This window comes from Williamsia limnetica, assembly GCF_003217475.1.
Classification (GTDB): Bacteria; Actinomycetota; Actinomycetes; order Mycobacteriales; family Mycobacteriaceae; genus Williamsia; species Williamsia limnetica.
Window position 1 is genome coordinate 291,795 of the sequence record NZ_QJSP01000004.1, and the last position, 19,727, is coordinate 311,521.

The 19,727-nt window shown below is 67.5% G+C and carries 15 protein-coding genes; 6 read left to right on the forward strand and 9 right to left on the reverse strand.

Features of this window, described 5'->3' with window-relative positions; translation table 11 throughout:
* Positions 1-3: 3 nt before the first annotated feature.
* Positions 4-915, reverse strand: coding sequence for a phosphodiesterase (locus DFR67_RS08755; RefSeq protein ID WP_110469251.1), 912 nt, complete (start codon positions 913-915; stop codon positions 4-6).
* A gap of 204 nt (positions 916-1,119) precedes the next feature.
* On the opposite strand from DFR67_RS08755, the gene DFR67_RS08760 reads away from it, so the two are divergent.
* Positions 1,120-1,566, forward strand: a complete 447-nt coding sequence (locus DFR67_RS08760; RefSeq protein WP_110469135.1) for an NUDIX hydrolase — start codon at positions 1,120-1,122, stop codon at positions 1,564-1,566.
* On the opposite strand, the gene DFR67_RS08765 is transcribed toward DFR67_RS08760, so the two are convergent.
* Genes DFR67_RS08765 through DFR67_RS08780 form a run of 4 tightly spaced genes read right to left on the reverse strand, consistent with a single transcriptional unit; the run spans position 1,563 to position 9,410 of the window.
* Positions 1,563-2,195, reverse strand: a complete 633-nt coding sequence (locus tag DFR67_RS08765) for a DNA-3-methyladenine glycosylase I (protein WP_110469136.1) — start codon at positions 2,193-2,195, stop codon at positions 1,563-1,565. The two genes, DFR67_RS08760 and DFR67_RS08765, sit on opposite strands and share 4 nt — an antisense overlap.
* The gene (gene murJ / locus DFR67_RS08770; RefSeq protein WP_342766719.1) at positions 2,195-5,842 is read right to left on the reverse strand and encodes a murein biosynthesis integral membrane protein MurJ; all 3,648 of its coding nucleotides are present in this window, start codon (positions 5,840-5,842) and stop codon (positions 2,195-2,197) included. Before murJ ends, DFR67_RS08765 begins: the two co-directional genes overlap by 1 nt.
* Positions 5,839-8,346, reverse strand: a complete 2,508-nt coding sequence (locus tag DFR67_RS08775) for a DUF6049 family protein (protein ID WP_110469138.1) — start codon at positions 8,344-8,346, stop codon at positions 5,839-5,841. Before DFR67_RS08775 ends, murJ begins: the two co-directional genes overlap by 4 nt.
* On the reverse strand, positions 8,343-9,410 hold the full coding sequence (locus DFR67_RS08780; RefSeq protein WP_245937824.1) for an NUDIX hydrolase: 1,068 nt from the start codon (positions 9,408-9,410) through the stop codon (positions 8,343-8,345). The genes DFR67_RS08775 and DFR67_RS08780 overlap by 4 nt, the downstream gene beginning before the upstream one ends.
* A 113-nt stretch (positions 9,411-9,523) precedes the next feature.
* On the opposite strand from DFR67_RS08780, the gene DFR67_RS08785 reads away from it, so the two are divergent.
* A complete protein-coding gene (locus tag DFR67_RS08785; RefSeq protein WP_245937825.1) occupies positions 9,524-10,990 on the forward strand; it encodes a CCA tRNA nucleotidyltransferase in 1,467 nt (488 codons plus the stop codon).
* 21 nt (positions 10,991-11,011) lie between these two features.
* Here the strand turns inward: DFR67_RS08785 and DFR67_RS08790 are convergent, their stop codons facing one another.
* The 3 genes from DFR67_RS08790 to DFR67_RS08800 are packed head-to-tail and all read right to left on the reverse strand — an operon-like array spanning position 11,012 to position 14,403.
* The gene (locus DFR67_RS08790; protein ID WP_110469140.1) at positions 11,012-11,818 is read right to left on the reverse strand and encodes a transglutaminase-like domain-containing protein; all 807 of its coding nucleotides are present in this window, start codon (positions 11,816-11,818) and stop codon (positions 11,012-11,014) included.
* A gap of 48 nt (positions 11,819-11,866) precedes the next feature.
* Complete coding sequence (locus DFR67_RS08795) at positions 11,867-12,787, reverse strand: diacylglycerol kinase (protein WP_110469141.1); 921 nt, start codon at positions 12,785-12,787, stop codon at positions 11,867-11,869.
* Entirely contained in the window at positions 12,784-14,403 is a 1,620-nt protein-coding gene (locus DFR67_RS08800) for an FAD-binding oxidoreductase (protein ID WP_425451260.1), read from the reverse strand. Before DFR67_RS08800 ends, DFR67_RS08795 begins: the two co-directional genes overlap by 4 nt.
* Positions 14,404-14,423: 20 nt before the next feature.
* Between DFR67_RS08800 and DFR67_RS08805 the strand changes: the two genes are divergently transcribed.
* The 3 genes from DFR67_RS08805 to DFR67_RS08815 are packed head-to-tail and all read left to right on the forward strand — an operon-like array spanning position 14,424 to position 17,814.
* On the forward strand, positions 14,424-15,035 hold the full coding sequence (locus DFR67_RS08805; protein ID WP_110469142.1) for a TetR/AcrR family transcriptional regulator: 612 nt from the start codon (positions 14,424-14,426) through the stop codon (positions 15,033-15,035).
* Positions 15,032-16,600: a glycerol-3-phosphate dehydrogenase/oxidase gene (locus DFR67_RS08810; protein WP_245937826.1), complete on the forward strand. Its 1,569-nt coding sequence runs from the start codon at positions 15,032-15,034 to the stop codon at positions 16,598-16,600. Before DFR67_RS08805 ends, DFR67_RS08810 begins: the two co-directional genes overlap by 4 nt.
* Positions 16,601-16,647: 47 nt before the next feature.
* On the forward strand, positions 16,648-17,814 hold the full coding sequence (locus tag DFR67_RS08815) for an acyl-CoA dehydrogenase family protein (RefSeq protein ID WP_110469143.1): 1,167 nt from the start codon (positions 16,648-16,650) through the stop codon (positions 17,812-17,814).
* On the opposite strand, the gene DFR67_RS08820 is transcribed toward DFR67_RS08815, so the two are convergent.
* Entirely contained in the window at positions 17,808-18,899 is a 1,092-nt protein-coding gene (locus DFR67_RS08820; RefSeq protein ID WP_110469144.1) for an aminotransferase class V-fold PLP-dependent enzyme, read from the reverse strand. The genes DFR67_RS08815 and DFR67_RS08820 overlap by 7 nt on opposite strands.
* 109 nt (positions 18,900-19,008) lie before the next feature.
* Here DFR67_RS08820 and DFR67_RS08825 point away from each other — a divergent pair, with 109 nt between their 5' ends.
* Complete coding sequence (locus DFR67_RS08825; RefSeq protein WP_110469255.1) at positions 19,009-19,590, forward strand: hypothetical protein; 582 nt, start codon at positions 19,009-19,011, stop codon at positions 19,588-19,590.
* The last annotated feature ends 137 nt before the right edge of the window (positions 19,591-19,727 follow it).

Below are 19,727 nucleotides of genomic sequence, written 5' to 3' on the forward strand. Positions count from 1 at the left end.
GGTTCACACGCGGGTCGTCGCGCTCTGCCGAGTGCTCTCGTCGATGTACACACCGGCCTTGGTCAGACGCGCCGCCGTCTGCTCCGGTGAGACGTATTCGCCTACGGTGTCGAACGTTCCGATGGGTACCGCCGAGTGCACGACGGTCTCGTCGTACACGTGGATGAGGTTGTAACCCTGTCCGCCGTCACGGCCCCGCATTGCACCGGCGGGCACGTTGAGGTCTTGGTTGTAGCAGGTCGCAGCCGCTACCGAAACGGGTATGCCCGCAAAGGTGGCGGTTGTCGAATAGTGCAGGTGGCCGGCGATGATCGCCCGGACATCGGTGCCGCGCAACACATCTGCGAGACGTTGCTGATCGCGTAGTTCGACGACAACGGCCAGGTCGAGTACGCAGGGGACGGGCGGGTGGTGCATGGCCACGATGGTGCCGTGTTCGGCAGGGGCCGCCAGTACCTCGGCGAGCCAGTCGAGCTGGGCGTCGGTCAACTCACCGTGATGTTTGCCGGGCACCGTCGAATCGAGGTTGACGATGCGGAGTCCGTCCACGTCATGGACCCGATCGATCGGTGCGGTCCCGGGTGCTTCGCCGAGCAGCTCTACGCGGAAGCTCGCCCGGTCGTCGTGATTGCCCATGGCCCAGATCAACTCGGCGCCCAGGTCGGCCGCGACGGGCTCGACCATGTCCCGCAAGGTCTGATAGGCCGCCGGGTCGCCCTGGTCGGTGAGGTCACCGGTGAACACCATCGCATCGATGGCCACGCCCGAGCCGGTGAGCTCGGAGAGGATCTGCTGGAGACGGGCGGTGCTGTCGACACCGCCGTAGAGACTCTCGTCGCCGATGATCAGGTGCGTGTCACTGACGTGGACGATGCAGTGGTTCGGCCGGGGATACTCGGCCCTGCGAGCAGTCATCGCACTCTCGTTTCCCAATTGGACGTGCGTGGCGATACTGGCGATCACCGACACTCACACTAGCCAAACACACTGAGGATGCCCTGATGGGTACGAGGTCGGGCTCGTGGCGTGAACACTTGGCCACCCGCAGGGTGCCCGGCGGCACCACATCCTCTCTGTCACGCTGGTACGGGCAGTCACGCGCGTGGGAGAGGTGGCAGGATGGATCGTCGACGGCGGGAGGCCGCACGCATAGTCCTCATCGACGACGCCGGTCGCACCCTGCTCTTCCGGGGTCTCGACCCCTCCGACCCGGCCGCCGGATCATGGTGGTTCACTCCCGGCGGCGGTCGAGAGGGCGACGAGACGCAAGAACAGACCGCGCGTCGCGAGGTCCTGGAGGAGACGGGCCTGGAGGTGACCGAGATGTCGGGTCCGGTGCTGCACCGCGAGTTCGACATCATGTTCGTCGGCGAACCGATCCACCAGTCGGAGGTCTACTTCGTCGCGCACGTGCCCGCGTTCGAGCCCCGTTCGGCCGGATGGACGGAGCTGGAGCGTAATTCGTTCCTCGACCACCGGTGGTGGAGTCCCGAGGAGATCGAGAACAGCAGCGAGTTCATCTACCCGGTCAACCTCGCCGAGTTGGTGCGGCGATATCGGCGCTAGTGGTTCCACACCCCGGAGGTGCCGCGCCGGAAAGACGACATCAGGTGCGTGTCGACTATTCCGATCGCCTCCATGAGGGCGTACATCGTGGTCGGACCGACGAATCGAAACCCGTTCTTCCGCAGTGCCTTCGACATCGCGACCGATTCGGGCGAGGTGGTGGGCACGTCGGCGATCGATTGCGGGTGCGGCGTCCGGTCGGGCCGGAAGGACCACAGGAACTCCACCAGGCCGCCGGCGGCACGCAACTCCTGGGTGGCGCGGGCGTTCCCGATGGCCGCCTCGATCTTCCCGCGGTGCCGGATGATGCGGGCATCGGTCAGCAGGGTCTCGACCTCCCCGTCACCGAAGCCGGCGACGGTGTCGACGTCGAAGTCGCAGAACACCTCTCGGAACGCCGGACGCTTGCGAAGAATCGTCGCCCAGGAGAGCCCGGCCTGAAACCCCTCGAGCACAAGCCGTTCGAAGTGCGCGTTCTCCCCGGACACCGGCATACCCCACTCGGTGTCGTAGTAGTCGCGCATCAGCCCGGGCTGTGCTGCCCACACCGGACGGACCAGTCCGTCCTCGCACAGCACGGCACCGTCGGGTAGCCGATCCCCCGGTGGATTCTGATCTTGCCGGACCATCAGCCCGTCATCGAGACCTGGCTGACCGCACCCTGATAGCGGCCGTTGTCATTGCGTGGCAGCGCCGTCAACCACACCAGCACGTATCGGGAGGGTCCGGCTCCTGTGATCGGGATGCGGGTCTCCTGGGCGTCCAGGGTCGCCGCACCGACCCGCCGGGTCGTCTCGAAGGCCGCCTGTGGATTGTCGGCGGTTCGGATCTCCAGTTGTATTCCGGGAGTCGGCGTCCGGATGACGACCTCGGTGAGGGTGGCGTCGCGTTCGAGGGTGAACATCAGGCCGAGCCCGGGTTTGAGATTGCCGAATCTGGGTCCGCCACGGTATTCGTCGGTTTGCCACGCCGGCGCCTGCCCGGTGATGACGTTGTTGAGGTTCTGCCTGCTGTCGGGCTCCTGATCGGAGTAGTCGAGCATCGAGACCGCGGTCAGTGGTACCGGAGTTGCTGCTGCCGCCGGGCCGCCCCCGGGCCCGGGAGCCGGTGCCGACGAGGAGAAGATCGAGTCGATGTCGGGGGCCGAGTCGTCGGCGCCGAACGAGTTGCTCGCCCACACGACCAGCGCGATGACCAGGAACAGTGTCAGTAGTGCGGCGCCGGCGATGGTGGCGATCATCCGCACCGAGCGAGGTTTCTTCTGTTCGGGGACGCCGGCGCCCAACATGCGCGGTTTCGCTCGCGGAGTAGAGCTGACAGGGGCTCCTCCGGGGCCGACCTGCGCGATCAGATCGGTCTTCTGATCGAGCACTGTGGCCTGGTCGAGAACGTGCTGAACCGTTGCGGCTGTGCGGATACCGCTGTTGCCCTCCAGCGCTCGGGCGGCGACGGCGGAGATCTCGAAGGGGATGTCCGGTCGTTCGGCGCGTGGTTCGCGCGGCAGGTTGTCCGGGCCGGGGGCCGCAGGCAGGAGCCCGCCGACAGGCTCGTTCGACTTGCGGCTCGTCGCCAGGGTCGTGCCGGTATCAGGGTCGAGCGGCCACCGGGCGAGCAACAGCGCGTAGAGCACTGCGCCGAGTCCGCGGACGTCGGTCGACTTGTCGGAGTCGGCGAGGGTGCCGGGGAACGCCACGAAGGCGTTGCCCTCCTGGCTGATACGGATGCGTTCGGGGTGATCGATCGAAAGGGCACCACCGTTGCGGTGTGCGGATTCGGCCGCTGCCGCGAGTGCGCGAACGGCTCTGGCGGCACCGACCGGCGAGGGATTCGACTTCGCGACGTCGGCCAGCGACGAGCTCGGAACCCATTCGGCCACAACGATGCCGCCCGAGGAGCCACGTACGACGTCGAGGACGCGCGCGATGCCGGGTGAATTGATCCGGCCGAGCCGCAGGGTGCGGGACAGGACGGCCTGTGGGCCCTCGTCGCGCGGATCGATGCGGACGCCGGGCTCCGGTGGCGGCGCGACCTGCTGCGCATCGACGAATGTCAGCGCCACGTCGCGGTCGAGGTTGATGTCGCGGGCCTGCCAGAACTGCAGACCGCGCGCGCCGCCGTGGTGTTGCAGCAATCGATACCGGCCACCTGCGACGGCCGCTCCGGGGACCAGCCTGGGCCCTCGCCGTGCACCCTGGGGTGCCGGGCGGGTCGCCTTGTCCCGCTTCACGGGGGCGCCCGATGCGACGGCGCCGAGGTCCATCTTCGCGGTTTCGTCGGCGGTCGACGACGACGGCCGCGGCGGTGTGGGCGGCACGTCCGGCTTGTCGGCCTCTTGTTTACCCAAAGCAGCAGCTCCTCTCCGTCGATAGCGCAGATCTTGTGGTGGCCGTGAATCGGGTCCGGCCGCGCCACCACTGGTGACCGCATAAGCCTGCCAGCTCGAAGTCCCCCGGTCGAAACGTCGGATGACTTCGACTTGACCAGAATACGGAACGGATTCGTCTGCCGAGATCCGCGGGAACTGCACGGTCATGGTGGCCGCGCCGTCGGTGTCCGGTTCGGGCGCCGGGGCGATGGCGGGGATGAACCTGCCGAGCAGCCGGCGCACGGCGACCACCACGGCCAGCACGTCCGGGACGCGGAGCAGGGTGAGCACGGTGTAGGTCAGCCCGATGGCGACCACCGCGACGAGGAACAGGTAGGCGACGGAACCGAGCTTCCCGTGTTCGGTCGACATGCGATGCAGTCCTGAGACTTCCGCCAGACCCCAGACCAGCGCACTGCAGGCGACGGAGGCGCCGATGGTCCACAAGACCGTGCGGCCCACGTTGTCCATCCGGGCGCCGCCGAGTCGGCTCCGGAGCAGATAGTGCCCCACGATCGCGCCGACGAGGTAGCCGAGCCCATTCGACAACGCCAGCCAACGGATCACCGCGTCCGGGTCGTCGAACAGGACGGGCCCGAGATAGGACGCAGCCACCTTCACGGCGGTGATGCCGATCACCATGTAGGTCGGGGTCCAGGCGTCCTCGCGGGCGTAGAAGACACGAAGCTGCACCAGGGTCATCGCGTACGGGATCATCGTGAAGGCGCCCCAGGAGAGCACACTGCCGAGCTGCGATGCGGTGTCGGCGTCGAACTTGCCGAAGTTGAACACGGCGACACCGATGGCCGGTCCGAAGAACGTCATGAACGCGATGATCGGGACCATCGACACCATCGTCAGCCGGGTGGCGAGGGAGAGGTCGTCGACCACGGCGTGGGTGTCGTCGGCGGCGGCGTTACGGGAGAGCCGAGGCATGATCGCGGTCAGGATCGTCACGCCCAGCACGCCGTAGGGCAACTGCAGCAGCTGCCACTGGGTGGCGTAGATGCTGACGCCTGCCTCGCTGGCACTCGAGGCGATCCGGTAGGTGACGATCAGGCCGACCTGCAGCACGGCGACGTAGATCACGATGGCCAGCGCCATGTTGCCGAACTTGCGCAGCCGCGCGTCCAGACCCCACTGCAGGCGCAGTTTGACGCCGCTGCGGCGAATCGCCGGTACCAGGACCAACGTCTGCGCCACCACACCGAGCGTGGTGCCGACCCCGAGGATGAGGAGCTTGGTGTCCCCCATCCGAACCGGGTTCAGCGAGATCTCCCCCGGCGCCGCCGCATACGCGACCAGCGTCGTGATCTGCACGATGTTGTTGAGCACGGGCGCCCACGCACCTGGCTTGAACAGGCCCTTCATGTTCAGGATCGCGATGAACAGAGCCGACAGACCGTAGAACAGCACGGAGGGCAGAAGCAGGAATGCCAGCGCCGTCGCGAGATCGCGGTTGACCTTGCCGTCACCCAGATTGAGAATCGTCAGTGCCGGTGCGGCGACGAGCGCGAGCAGGGTTGCCACACCGAGCACCAGGACGGTGAGGGTGAAGATGCGGTTGATGAAGCCCGCTCCCCCGTCCGCATCTTCGCGTTCGGCCCTGACCAGCACGGGGATGACGATCGCGGTGAGCACCGCACCCAGCACGACTTCGGCGACCATGTTCGGCAGCACGTAGGCGGCCTGGAACGACGATGCGATAGCGGCACCGAGCAACGCGAGCACGAGGACGGTACGCACGAATCCGGTGATCCGGGAGACGAGGGTGGCCAGCGCGATCGAACCGCTGGTCCGCAACACACTGTCATCGGACGGCTGCTGGGCGACCACCGGCGCCGGGTCGACGGCGACCGGCGACTGCCGGCGCGGCCGCATCGGCGGGGGACCTGATCCACCCTGGGTCATCGGTGTCCGCCGTCCGGGTGGTGGCCACCGCGTTCGGGTGGGCTGTGCAGTGCGCGTGAATCGGCCATCAGGCGATCTCGCTCGTCGGGCTCGGGCCTGTCGAGGTCGGCCGGGTCGGGTTCACCGCGGAAGCGGTGCCACAGACGCCGCCCCGCCAGGAAGACCAGCAGCACCCCGGCGCAGATGGTGATGATGAAGAGCGGTTTTCCATATGCGTTGGAATGTACTGACAGGTTGATGGGATCGCCCAACGGGACGCCGTTCGTGGTCACCAGCCCGATCTCGACGGTCATCGATCTCGATCGGTCGGCACGGGTGGGGATCTCGATCTGCCGGGTGCCGTTCGGGGGGATCTCGATGACGCCCAGATCCCCGACGGTCATGCCCTCGGGCACCGTGATGTTCAGTCGTGCCCGCATGGCAACAGGCAGATCGTTACGGATGACCAGCAGCAACGGACTGCGCTCGGACGCCAGCGTGAAGCGTCCCCCCGGATCGAGGATGCCCACGCCGTCGCTGATGCTCGCCACCGTGATCGACACCGCCGAGGTACGCATCGATGCGGCGCGTGCTGCCGCGTCCTGATCCTGCGGCGACACCGACGCCATGGCGCGCAGCAGATCCTCGCGCAGCGGGGCCATGTAGGCGGCGGGGGTGATGGGGACGTCGGACCGCGTGGTCATCGAATCCTGCAGCTGTGAGATCGCGGAGCTGCTGCTTCGTACCGCCGCGATGGCCTGGGGGCTCGGGCCCGCGATCTGTGTTGCGCGGGGCGCGACGAGGCCGGCTCCGGCGGGTGTGGAGGCGATGGTCGTCAACTCCTCGGTGATGCCGGGCAGCGGCCGCGCCACCGCGAGGTCCGATCCGAGGAGCATGGTCATCGCCGAGAGCACCGACTTGGTGTCCTCGGGCGTTGCCGACCACGTCGGCGGCGCGATCAGCACCTCACCGCGGCCGATCCGGTCGGCGATCGGGTCCGCCGGTGCCGGTGTTGCGAGCTGTTGGGGTGTCGCGGCGCTTGCCGACGGTTCGAGCGCGGTGAACATCAGCGAGGCGATCGCGGTCTGCCGGCGGGCCTGCTCCGAGCCCCGTACCCAGCCCGCGCGTTGTGCGTTGGGGGTGACCTGCGCCGAGTGGGGGGTGGTGCCCAGCGCGGCGAGCGCGCTGGCAAGTGCGGGGTCGTAGGTCTGTACCGCGAGGTCGTCGCCGAGCGGGTACGTGCCGTCCGGCGAGGTCGGCGCGGAGTTGTCGATGCCGGAGGCGGACACGATGGCCCCGGTGGACAAGGTGTCGCGGACCAGATCCGCACTCGCGTCGTCGAGAACACCAGATGGCGGGATGGCGAGCCCGCGCACGCTCTTGACGCCCAGGATGTTGTCGACGATGTCCGCGGGGGCGCGGAGCCCGATCTCGGATAGGTCCTTGTCCGCCACTCGCGTGAGCGCGGCGGTGTCCACATGTGCGAACGACGTCGCGACGACGCACGTCTGGCCCGCCAGCGCGCTGAGCCGGTCGAGGAAAGCAATGGCATCCGGCGTCCCGGTGCCTTCGCGTGCCGGGCCGGTGGGATCGCCCGGATCGGTGGAGACCAGGTAGGGCTCGGTCATCGATTGCACGCTGATCAGCAGGTCGGGGTCCACCGCGAGGCACAAACTGCGCGAGAGCTGCGAGTCGGGGTCGTCGGCATGCACCTGTTCCATCGCCATCAGCAGGTTGTCGAGGCGGCCGCCCGGCGAAATCGACTGCTGCAGCCCGTTGTCCATCAGCCGTACGGTCTCGTCTCCCCCACCGGTGACGCCGGGCGCGAGCGAGGCCGGGGCGGCGATCGGCCACAACATCGTCAGGCCGACCGGCGCAGAGGTGTCGGGCGGGATGGAGCCGTCTCCCCCGATCGGTGAGGTGAGCGGATCCGCGCTCTGCTCGGCTGTGCGGGCCCGGTCGCGGTCGGCCGGCAGACCCATCACGGGGAGCAGTGTGCGCGAATCATCGAGTCTGGCGGGCACCCCGTAGTCGGGGGTCCCGTTGACATTGATGAGGATCGGATACACGCCGGGGCGGTCGATCTGGAGACTGGGATCGCCCGAGCTGTTGTCCGAGAGGTTTATCCGCAAGGTGAACGGGAGGCTCTTCCCGGGTGCGAGCTGCTCGGAGATGTCCTGGAATGCGCCGACGACATCGAAGCTGTTGGCGTCGGCGGACAGTGAGTCCCCCAGACCCTCGCTGGTGGTCACCTGCGGCGCCCGCTGCAGACGCATGGCGATGTTGTTGACCGGCCTGTCACCGACGTTGGTGAGGGTGCCGCGGGCCGTCACGGTGCCGGGACTGGTGGTGGTGACGGCGGACGGGTCGATCGCGTCGAGCGAGATCCGCAAGAACTCCCCGGTCTCGGACCCGTCGTCGCCGGGTGCGGCACCGGCGGGTGGACCCGATCCGATGACGAACACGCCCACCACCGCGAGCACGCCCAGCAGGGCGATCAGGACCCGCATCGATCCGGCCTTCACGTGGCGTCGGGTGGGCCGGAGTCGGCCGGCGGACTGTGCGCGGCGGGTGCGTCCGTGGACTCACCGCCCTCGCCGCTGCGGCCGGAACCGCGACGGCCACGACGGCGGCGTCGTCGAGGTTTGGCGACCACCGGCGGTTCATTGCGTTTCTGGTTGCGGGCAGCAGCAGCCTTCTCGTACGCGTTGGGCTCGGTGCGGGCCCCTTGCGTCTCCGATTGCGCCATGCGGTCCGGGTCGGCGGTCAGTTCTGCGATGACGTCTTCGGCGACCCGTGCGAGGCGGCGTTCGTCGGAGTAGGTCAGTCGTCGGGGTAGGTCGATCAACGGCACCCAGGCCACCTCGGCGACCTCGTAGTCGGCGTCTGAGAGTTCGCCGCCGGTGAAGCGCATCAGATAATGGTGAACGGTCTTGTGGATCCGTTTGCCCTCGCTGACGAACCAGTAGTCGATCTTGCCCAGGGGCGCCACCACGTTGCCCTTGATCCCGGTTTCCTCGGCCACCTCGCGGATGGCGGTCTGTTCGGCCGTCTCACCCGTCTCGATGTGGCCTTTGGGCAACGACCACATCATCCGGCCGCGGCGATCCACCCGGCCGATGAGTGCTGCGCAGCGTTCGTCGCCGGGACCGTCCAGCCCGGAGACCATCAACCCTCCGGCGGACGTCTCCCGGACGGTGCGCAGGCGCTGCTTGGCCAGGTTGGCAGGCACCTTGGGCGGTGCCTTGGTCTTACCGACGTCGGACGGCTTGACCTGCGCTGTTCGACCGTCGGTGACGGGGTTTCCCGCGACACCGGTTGCTTCGCTGCGGGCCGCTTCGACGCTGCTGTCGGCGGGCCGCGACGGTTTGCGGCGGCGACCGCGGCGCGACCGGCGCGAGCCGCCGCCACCGGACTCGGGGGTGGAGTGCTCGTCGGGCGCCTTCTGTTCGCCACCTGCGGGTTGTTGGCGGGTCTCGGTTCCGTTCTGGTTCGCGTTGACATCGCGACCGGCCCCGCGCCTACCGCCGCGCCTGCGCCGTGGGCGCCGGGCGACGTCCCTATTCGGCTCGGTGGGTTCGGCTGACACCCAATAGATGCTAGTCGTCTGTAACCCGCTGTTTGCTCCAGCGTGGCCGATGGTGGCTTCGAGCACTGTGCCGGAAGCGAAGCTCGACATGTTCCTCGGTACTCTGGCGTTTCGTGACAACTCCTGCTGATTCCACAGATGACCTGGCTGCCGCCGAACGACGGACCAGGTTGCTGGCTGCGGCTGCGGTGTCGCTGCGGAGTCTGTCGGACGTCCTCGACCCGCTCGGTGCCCGATTCGCGGCTGCGGGTTTCGAGCTGTACCTCGTCGGCGGTTCGGTCCGTGATGCGGTGCTGGGTCGTCTCACGAACGATCTGGACTTCACCACCGACGCCCGGCCCGACAGGGTGAAGGAACTGCTGCACGGGTGGGCGGAGGCGATCTGGGACACCGGTATCGATTTCGGCACCATCAGCGCTGCCAAGGCCGGGCAGCAGATCGAGATCACCACGTTCCGGGCCGATTCGTACGACCGGGTCGGGCGCAATCCGCAGGTGCGGTTCGGTGATCGCCTCGAGGACGACCTGATCCGCCGCGATTTCTCCATGAACGCGATGGCGGTGAAGATCGGGGCCGACGGCAGCCAGCAGTTCGTCGATCCGCTCGGTGGCATGGATGCGCTGCTCGCCGGGGTGATCGATACGCCCGCCGCGCCCGAGGACTCCTTCAACGACGATCCGCTGCGGATGCTGCGCGGCGTCAGATTCGTCTCGCAGCTCGGCTTCTCCCTCTCCCCCGGTGTCTTCGACGCGACCATCCGGATGGCCGCGCAGATCGAACGGATCACGGTCGAGCGGGTTGCTGCCGAACTCGACAAGCTGATTCTCGGCGAGCATGCCGTCGAGGGCATCGACATGCTGTGCGAGACAGGTCTGGCCGAACGTGTCATACCCGAGATCCCCGGGATGAAGTTGGCGATCGACGAACACCATCAGCACAAGGACGTCTACACCCACTCACTCACGGTGCTGTCGCAGGCGATCGATCTGGAGGACGGCGATCCCGACCTGGTGCTGCGGTGGGCGGCGATCCTCCACGACATCGGTAAGCCGGGCACCCGCCGGCATGAACCCAATGGCGGCGTCAGCTTTCATCACCACGAGGTCGTCGGCGCCAAGATGGTGCGCAAGCGGCTGCGGGCTCTGAAGTATCCGAAGGCCGTGATCGAGGACGTGGCCAATCTGGTTTTCCTGCACCTGCGATTCCACGGCTACGGCGACAACCAGTGGACCGACTCGGCGGTGCGCCGCTATGTCACGGACGCAGGTGACCTGCTCCCCCGGCTCCACAAACTCGTGCGGGCAGACTGCACCACCCGCAACAAGCGGCGGGCCAAGAGACTGCAGCAGAACTACGACAACCTCGAGGCCCGGATCGACAAGATCGCCGAGGCGGAGGACCTCGCCCGGGTCCGGCCCGATCTGGACGGCAACGCGATCATGGAGCTACTCGGCCTTCCGCCAGGTCCCCAGGTCGGCAAGGCATGGCGGTACCTGAAGGAACTACGCCTCGACCGGGGCCCCATGTCGCACGAGGAGGCCGAAGAAGCACTCCGGCAGTGGTGGGCAGAGCAGAACTGAGCGCGGTGAGGGCAGGGGCGATCAGGTCAGCGAAACCAGTTCGCCGAGGTCGTCATTGGGGAGTTCGCCGTCGACGACCGCGGTGACGGTCGCGTTGTTCAGGACGATGCCGCCCTTGTGATTGTCGAGGAATGCGGTGTCGGCGGCGTCGCGTCCGGTGGCGATGCGGACCAGGGTCTGCCGAGGGGCGAGGCACGTCGCATCCACCACTCGCCACTGTCCGACGACGAAAGCCTCGGCGACGGCGTGGAAATCCATGGGATCGCAGCCGGGTGCGTAGACGGCCACCAGCCGTGCCGGCACATTCACCGCGCGCAGTGAGGCGACGACGAGATGTGCGTAATCGCGGCACACGCCGGCGCCGGCGAGCAGCGTGTCCGCAGCGCCGTCGATGGGGTCGCTCGAACCGGGTACGTAGTCGAGATGGGTACCAACCCAGGCCGAGACCTTCTCCAGCAATCGGGCAGGTTCGGTGATGTCACCGAATTGCTTTGCGGCGAAACCGAAGAACTTGTCGGCTTCGGCGTAACGGCTGGGACGCAGATACAGCGACAGGTCGTAATCGGAGACCGGGGCGGGTTCGGTGTTGCCGAGCACGGTGGCCTCGTACCTCGCCTGCAGGTTGCCGACCCCGGCGTGCATCATGTGGATGCGATTGCCGTGGGCACCGCTGACCTCACGGACGTCCAACGGCTCGCCGTCGAGCAGGAACGACAGTGATTCGGTCACCTCGGTACCCGGATGGGGCGCGATCGCGATCTGGAACTCGAGATCTGTCTCAGCGGTGATGTCGACGTCGAGGTGGGCAGAAACGTCACGTTTGAGCACGGGACTCCTTAGAGGGGCATGAAGCTCGGGCGCATCAGGTGTGCGCGACTACCCACGATCGGTGTTCTCCAATCTCGGTACCAGAAAGGTTACGGCACCGGGCAGTATTTCGATGGTCGCGGGAAGCATGCCGACCCGTTCGCCGTCGGCGTAGACCGGTGCGCTGGGTTCGCATTCGAGCACGATCTTTCGGCCACGCAGTTGTTCGACCTCCGGTCGATGAATGTGCTTGCCGCTGTAGACCGTTGGGAAGAGGGTGAGCAGGCGCAGTCGGGAGCCGCTGAGCACGAGGGTCAGATCGAGTGATCCGTCGTCGACGATGGCGGCCGGTGTGATCTGCATCCCTCCGCCATATGAGGGAGTGTTGCCGACGGATGCGAGGACGAGGTCGCGTTCGATGGTGACGCCGTCGACGGTGATCCGGTAGTGGAACGGCTTGAGCTTCACGATCTCGGCGACAGCTGCGATCGGGTAACGCAATTGGCCTTTCGGTCGCGCCATCATGTTGGCCCGCTCGGTGACCAGCGCGTCGAGTCCGGTCGCCGCGACCGTTCCGAACACGGAGGTACTGCCGTCGGCGAGGGTGATCTGGGCAAGGTCGATGCTGCGCTCGTGAGCGGCACCGACGATCGCTGCGGCTGCGAGGGGATCGTCGACCGGAATGCCCAGTGCGCGTGCATGATCGTTACCGGTGCCGGCAGGCATGAGACCGATGGGCATACCGGTCCCCCGCGCCGCCTCCAATGCCATCCGGACGCTGCCGTCGCCGCCGATGACCACGATGGCGTCGTGATCGGACCGCGCAGCCGTGTGCGCCAACTGCTGAGCGTGCGCCGCGTCGCGGCCGATCATCTCGGTGACGTCGAGGCCGTGCGTGGCGAGCGCCGTCAGTGCGGTCTCGGCGGCCCCGGCTCCCAGACCGTGACGTGCCGAGGGGTTGATCAGTGCGGCAATGCGCCGAGTGGTCATGGGATCAGTTTGCCGGGGTTCAGGATTCCGGCGGGGTCCAGGGCGTCTTTCACCGCGCGCAGGATCCGTACACCGACATCTCCGATCTCCGCGTCGACCCATGGGCGATGGTCGGCACCAACGGCGTGGTGGTGGGTGATCGTGCCGCCGCCGGCGACAAGTGCTTCGGACGCAGCGGCTTTCGCGGTCTGCCACTGCGTGATGGGATTGCTGTCGCACTTGTAGACCACAGTGAAGTACAGCGAGGCGCCGGTCGGATAGGTGTGCGAGATGTGGCAGAGCACCAGGGCCGGTGATCCCGACGTCTCGATGGCATCGGTCAGGGCGGTGGTGACGGCCGCCTTCAGCGCGCTGAGATTGCTCCAAGTGGTGGCGGTCTCGAGGGTTTCGCAGCCGACCCCGATGGCGAGGAGGGCGTCGCGCAGATACGGCGCGTCGAATCGGCCGTGCTCCCAGGCCTGCCCGCGCGGAGCTCCGAGAGACCGTCCGCCGGAATCCCTCATCACCGCGGCGGTCAGTTCTTGTCGTGCCTGTGCAACGGCGCCGGTCCCCTCGAACGTGGTGATCGCGAGTGCACCGCCGGAGACCGAGTCGTCGGTGGCCCCGATCTTGCCGGGGCTCGCGAGGTTGACCCCGGTTTCCGCCTCGTCGGACAGCCGCATGACCGTCGGACCTCCGCCCTGCTGGGCGACGGCACGTAATGCTGTTGCGCCCGTCGCGAAGTCGGGAAAGTGCCAGGCTTCGTGGAGCGTGACCGGTGCCGCGGCGCGGACTCGCACCGTGACCTCGGTGATGATCCCGAAGGTACCTTCCGAACCGAGGAACAGTTGACGGAGGTCAGGTCCGGCCGCAGTTTTGGGGGCTCCGCCGAGGTCGAGGATGCCGGTCGGGGTGACGACTCGGAGTCCGGTGACCATGTCGTCGAAGCGTCCGTAGCCGGCGGAGGCCTGTCCCGATGACCGGGTGGCCGCGAACCCGCCGATGGTCGCGAACTGGAAGCTCTGCGGGAAGTGGCCGAGGGAGAACCCGTGGGCGCCGAGGAGTTCTTCGGCGCGCGGCCCGGTGACACCGGCGCCGAACGTCGCCTGGGCCGAGACCGGATCGATCGAGACCAGTTGATCGAAGTTGCGCAGATCCACCGAGAGGACACCGCGCAGACCACCGGCGTCGGGGTCGAGACCGCCCACGACGCTGGTACCCCCGCCGAAGGGGACCACGGCGATCGACTGGTCGGCGCACCAGCGCAGGAGGTCGGCGATCTGGCCGCTCGTGGCCGGTGCGACGACGGCATCGGGGGCGTCCTGGTGTGACTGCCGACGTCGCAGCAGATCCAGTGTCGACTTGCCGCCGGCTCGGATCAGCCGGTCTCCGTCGCCGGTGGCGACGGTGCCGACGATGGCCTCGAGTGCGGCGATGTCGGAGGCCCTCAGGCGGCTGGGGGACAGGCGCACCTGCGTCGCGGCGGGGGCGGCGATCTGCTCGCCTGAAACGCCCAAGACCTGGCCAAGGAGGTCTTTGACGGGCTGGGGAAGGGTGGTGGCGGCCGCGGTGGTGCCCCAGGCGTTCCACTGCATCGGGGGAAGCGGCAACTCGTGCTGGGGATAGTCGGCGGTCATGCGTTACAGTTTTACATAAGATGTCAATCCGTAACGATAGTCCCGCTGCCCTGCGTTCTCGTGACCCCGAGACCAGAGACGTCACCGACCGCGTGCTCGACGCGGCGCGGAGCGCTCTCGTCCGGGCCGGGGGCGGCAAGATCACCCTGGCCGAGGTCGCTCGGACCGCGGGTGTCAGCAGGCCGACGGTGTACCGGCGCTGGCCTGATGTGGGTTCGGTGACCGGTGAACTCGTGACCCGCGAGATGGCAGGCCTGGTCGCGGGCATTCCGGCCACAGGTCCGACGTTGGACGAGCAGGTCGACCGGCTCGTCGCGGTGGCCGACGCGATCCGCGAGAACGAGCTGTTCTCAGTGCTGTGGCGGGAGCCGTCGACCGCGCTGGCCCCGTACGTCTTCGTGCGGCTCGGTAAAAGTCAGAAGGCGGTACTCGCGTTGCTGCAACGCGCGATCGTCGACGGCCAGCGCCGCGGCGATGTCCGTACCGGCAAACCCGATCAGCTCGCGGCGATGGTGCTGCTGATCTGCCAGTCGGCGATCCAGTCACATGCGATCGTCGAACCGATCCTGGGTGAGCAGTGGTCCGTCGAGCTTCGTCACGCCCTCATGTCCTACCTGAGGATCGAGCGGTGAACGGCCACCCCGACGACAACATTCCGGCAGGCGCACTCAACGCGTCCAGGCGCAGCCGCGAACTGGCGGAATTGGCTACTCGGACAGAACCTTTGGATCTCCTCGTCGTCGGCGGTGGGATCACCGGTGTCGGCGTCGCACTCGATGCCGCGTCGCGGGGACTGTCGGTGGCGCTTGTCGAGGCCCAGGACCTGGCGTTCGGCACGAGCCGGTGGAGCAGCAAACTGGTGCATGGCGGCCTGCGCTACCTCGCCAGCGGCAATGTGGGGATTGCCCACGAATCGGCGGTCGAGCGCCACCGGATCATGACCGACATCGCACCTCACCTGGTGCGCTCGATGACGCAGGTGTTGCCGGTCTTCGACGACAGTCCGGTGTTGGGCAGGCTTGCCACCCGCGCCGGCATGTTTGCCGGAGACATATTGCGCCACAACGCAAAAACTTCGGCCCAGCTGCTTCCTCGCTCCCGGAAGGTTTCGGGGGAGCAAGCGGCGGAACTGGTCCCGGGTCTGCGCAGGGACGGTCTGCGCTCGGCGGTCCTGGCAGCCGACGGCCAGCTCGTCGACGATGCCCGGTTGGTGGTGGCGGTGGCCCGTACCGCAGCCGCACACGGCGCGGTCATCCTCACGTACACCCGCGCCACCGAGGTGACCGGTGACGGCGCCACCCTGACCGACGTCAGGACCGGCCGCCGCTTCGCCGTCGCGGCGCGGTCGGTGATCAACGCCGCGGGTGTGTGGGCGGGTGAGGTCGACCATTCGATCAGGTTGCGACCCAGTCGCGGAACACATCTCGTGGTTCCTGCCGAATCGCTGGGCAACCCGGCCGGCGCGTTGACAGTGCCGGTGGGAGACAGCATCAGCCGTTTCGTCTTCGCTCTGCCACAACAACTCGGGCGTGTGTTCATCGGGCTGACCGACGAGGACGCGCCGGGACCGATACCGGACGAACCGCAACCCACCGAGGCCGAGATCGACATGCTCCTCGAGACGATCAACAAGGCACTGGCCCGGCCACTGGACCGGTCCGACATCGTCGGAGTGTTCTCGGGCCTGCGTCCGCTGGTCGATCAGGTGGGGGCCGGGGTCGAGATGAGCACATCAGACCTGTCCCGCAAGCACCTGGTCGCGTTCACCGGCGGCATGATCACCGTGGTCGGGGGCAAGCTCACGACGTACCGGCAGATGGCCGAACAGGCGGTCGACGCGGCGGTCACTCGGTCCGGAGTGCCCGCCGGACCGTGTATCACCGCAACCCTGCCCCTGATAGGTGCCACCGGCGCCGCGACCGATTCGGCTCTGCCCGCATCGTTGGTCGCGCGGTTCGGTGGGGAGTCGGAGCACGTGCTGGCCGTCGCCACCACGGATCGTCCGACCGCGCTCATCGCTCCCGGGATCGACGTCACGCGCGCCGAGATCGAGTTCGCGATCACTCACGAGGGTGCGTGCACGATCTCCGACATCTTGGCCCGACGGACCCGGATCGGTTTGGTGTCAGGCGACGCCGATCGGGCGACGGGAGCCGTCGCGGAGATCTTCGAGGGTGCCGCCGAGACATCCGCCTGAGCAAGCGTCGAGCCGAACCGCGGTGAGTGCGGTTAGTGTGGGCTCTCATGAGCGAAGTCAGTGCTGACGATCTCGCCGACATCGTGGCGGCCACGCGCACTTTTGTCCGCGAGCAGGTGATCCCGCGTGAACAGGAGATCGCCGACGCGAATGCCATTCCCGACGATCTGCGCGAGGCGATCAAGGACATGGGCCTGTTCGGGTTCGCCATTCCGCAGCAGTGGGGTGGTCTCGGGTTGAACCTCGAGCAGGACGTGGCACTGGCCCTCGAGCTCGGCTACACCTCACTCGCGGTGAGATCGATGTTCGGGACCAACAACGGCATCGCGGGACAGGTGCTGGTGCAGTTCGGGACCGACGAGCAGAAGCAGCAGTGGCTGGCAAGGATCGCCTCCGGGGAGGTGGTCGCCTCGTTCGCGCTCACCGAGGACGGCGCGGGGTCCAACCCGGCGGGTTTGCGTACGAAAGCTGTTGCCGACAAGGATGACTGGGTCATCAGCGGATCGAAGCGCTATATCACCAACGCCCCGTCCGCCGACTTGTTCGTCGTTTTCGCCCGCTATCGCGACGCCGACGCGGACGGCCCGGGCATCGCGGTCTTCCTCGTGCCTGCCGACGCCGAGGGGGTCAGGGTCGGCCCCGCGGACAAGAAGATGGGCCAGTCCGGGTCGCAGACGGCGGAGGTGTACTTCGATGACGTCCGGGTAGCCGGGTCGGCTCTGGTCGGAGGCGACGCCGATGTGGGTTACCGGGCGGCGATGACCATTCTGGCCCGGGGCCGGATCCACATCGCTGCGGTTGCGGTCGGTCAGGCACAGCGCGCGCTGGATGAATCGGTGCGCCATGCGGCGCTGACCACTCAGGGTGGCAGTGCGATCGGCGACTTCCAACTGGTGCAGGCCATGCTCGCCGATCAGCAGACCGGGGTGATGGCGGGCCGGGCGCTCGTGGTCGAGGCCGCGCGGAAGTGGGTCGCCGACGAAGACCGGAGGATCGCGCCGTCGGTGGCGAAGGTGTTCTGTACCGAGATGCTCGGCAACGTCGCCGACCTGGCCGTACAGATCCACGGCGGTGCGGGGTACATGAACGGCGTTGTGGTGGAGAGGATCTACCGAGACGCCCGGTTACTGCGACTGTACGAGGGCACCAGCGAGATCCAGCGACTGATCATCGGCGGGGGACTGGTGCGCGCGGAGAAGAAGCGGAATCAGTAACCCATCCCGCGCAATTCGTTCGCGAGCTGGTCGAGGTGCGACCGCTGCACGTCGAGGTGCGGTGAGATCCTCAGTACCGTCTGCTCCGAACTCAGGGGCGCCCGCCAGGGATCGGCACTGGTGACCAGGATGCCTATCGATCGCAGCTTGTTGCGAGCGGCCAATACGTCACCGGCCTCCCAGCCCGGGGGCGGTGCGAGCGTGACGATCGCCGACGGTTCGTCGATCGGCTCGAGGACCTCCCAGCTGCCGATGCCGGTCAGCCGCTCCCTGGTGAACTGCCCGATGGCGGCGAGTTCTCGGTTGACCCGCGCCGGCCCGAAACTCTGCAGTTCCTGGATTGCGATACCGAGTCCGAGCCGCCCGGCGATGAACGCCTCGGAGCTCTCGACGTCGACGGGCCGGATTGAATCGGCGCGTACGGCGAGGAATCCGACGCCGCGGGGTCCGGCCAGCCACTTGCGGCTTGTCCCGTAGACCACGTCTGCCCCGGACGCGCAGTCGCGCTGACCGAGAGCCTGCGCGGCGTCGACGACAACCGGGACACCCGCTGCGCGGGCGAGATCGACGATCTTCGAGACCGGTTGCACCACACCGCTGTGCGATCCGATGTGGCAGATGTGGATGAAGTCGGGTTGCTCGAACTGCAGCATGTTCTCGAGCGCGTCGGTGTCGACGTGGCCGTAGACGTCCGCCGACGGAATGGTGTGCACGGCGTAACCGCGACGCTCGAACTCGTCGAGGTTGGGCCCGAACTCGTTCTTGGCCACCCACACCGATGCGGAGATGGGCAGATTCCAGTGGGTCAGCAGAGCCCGCAGCGCGGCCTTGGCGGACTCCCGGAACGCGAGCTCACTCGCCTGGTGCCCGACCAGCGCCGCGATGTCGCTGCGGCACCTGTCGAGCGATTCGGCGATCTGTTCCTCGGCGACGTACGCACCGCGCTCCGCCTCGCGCCACAGATGCGAAGTGATGGTTTCGATGACCCGCTTCGACGATCGGGACGCCGACGCCGAATCCAGGTGGATGCTCACCGGCTCGGTACGGGCGCGATGCCAGAGTTCACCGAGCTCGCTCACGTACATCCGTAGAACCTCCTGGGCTGGGGGACCGGCGATGGGTGGTTGTCGGCTCTCACGCTACCGCGACGCACCCGATGGAACCGAGACACCCGGTGGCGCCGTCATATCCGGCATGGAGCCGACAATCGAGTACGTCTTCGGACCGGGTGACGGCACGACACAGTCGTGGGCGTCTCCGGCCGCCCTGACCCTGGGTTCGGGCGGGCCCGACGCGGTCCGCATCGACTTCGACGGCGACGGCCGCTTCGACGATGCAATGTGGGACCGCGACCGGGACGGGCGCGCCGATTGCAGCGTCCTGGACCTCGACGACGACGGCCGACCGGACGCCTGGTTCACCGACGACGGCTCCGGGGTGTGGGGTCAGGGGCTCGACCACTCGGACCCGGTGCCTCGCGGGGACGAGGAAGTGCGCTGGAGCGATCCGACGGGGGAGCGGCACACGAGTCCTGCCATCACGGACCCACAGGGCGCCTGCGCAGAGGTGGACGTCGTCGGAGACAACGGCACCGACGACGTGGTGTGCGACCGGGATTCCGATGGACTTGCCGAGATCGTCCTGATGCGGTCCGGTGGGAGGCTGTACCTCGACACCGACGCGGACTCGCAACTCGACCAGGTACTCGTCGACAGCGATCGCGACGGCACCGCCGACGCTGCGTTCTCCGTCGGACAGCCAGGATTCAAGGTGTAGGCGAGGATTCTCAGGGCGGTTGCCGTCCCCTGTCGGCAGCCACCCTGAGAACCACCCCTCGCGCCTTCATCGTGACCGTGAAGATCACAAAGCGAAGTAGGGCCCAGTCAACCATGAGGCCCTGGTCAGCGCAACAC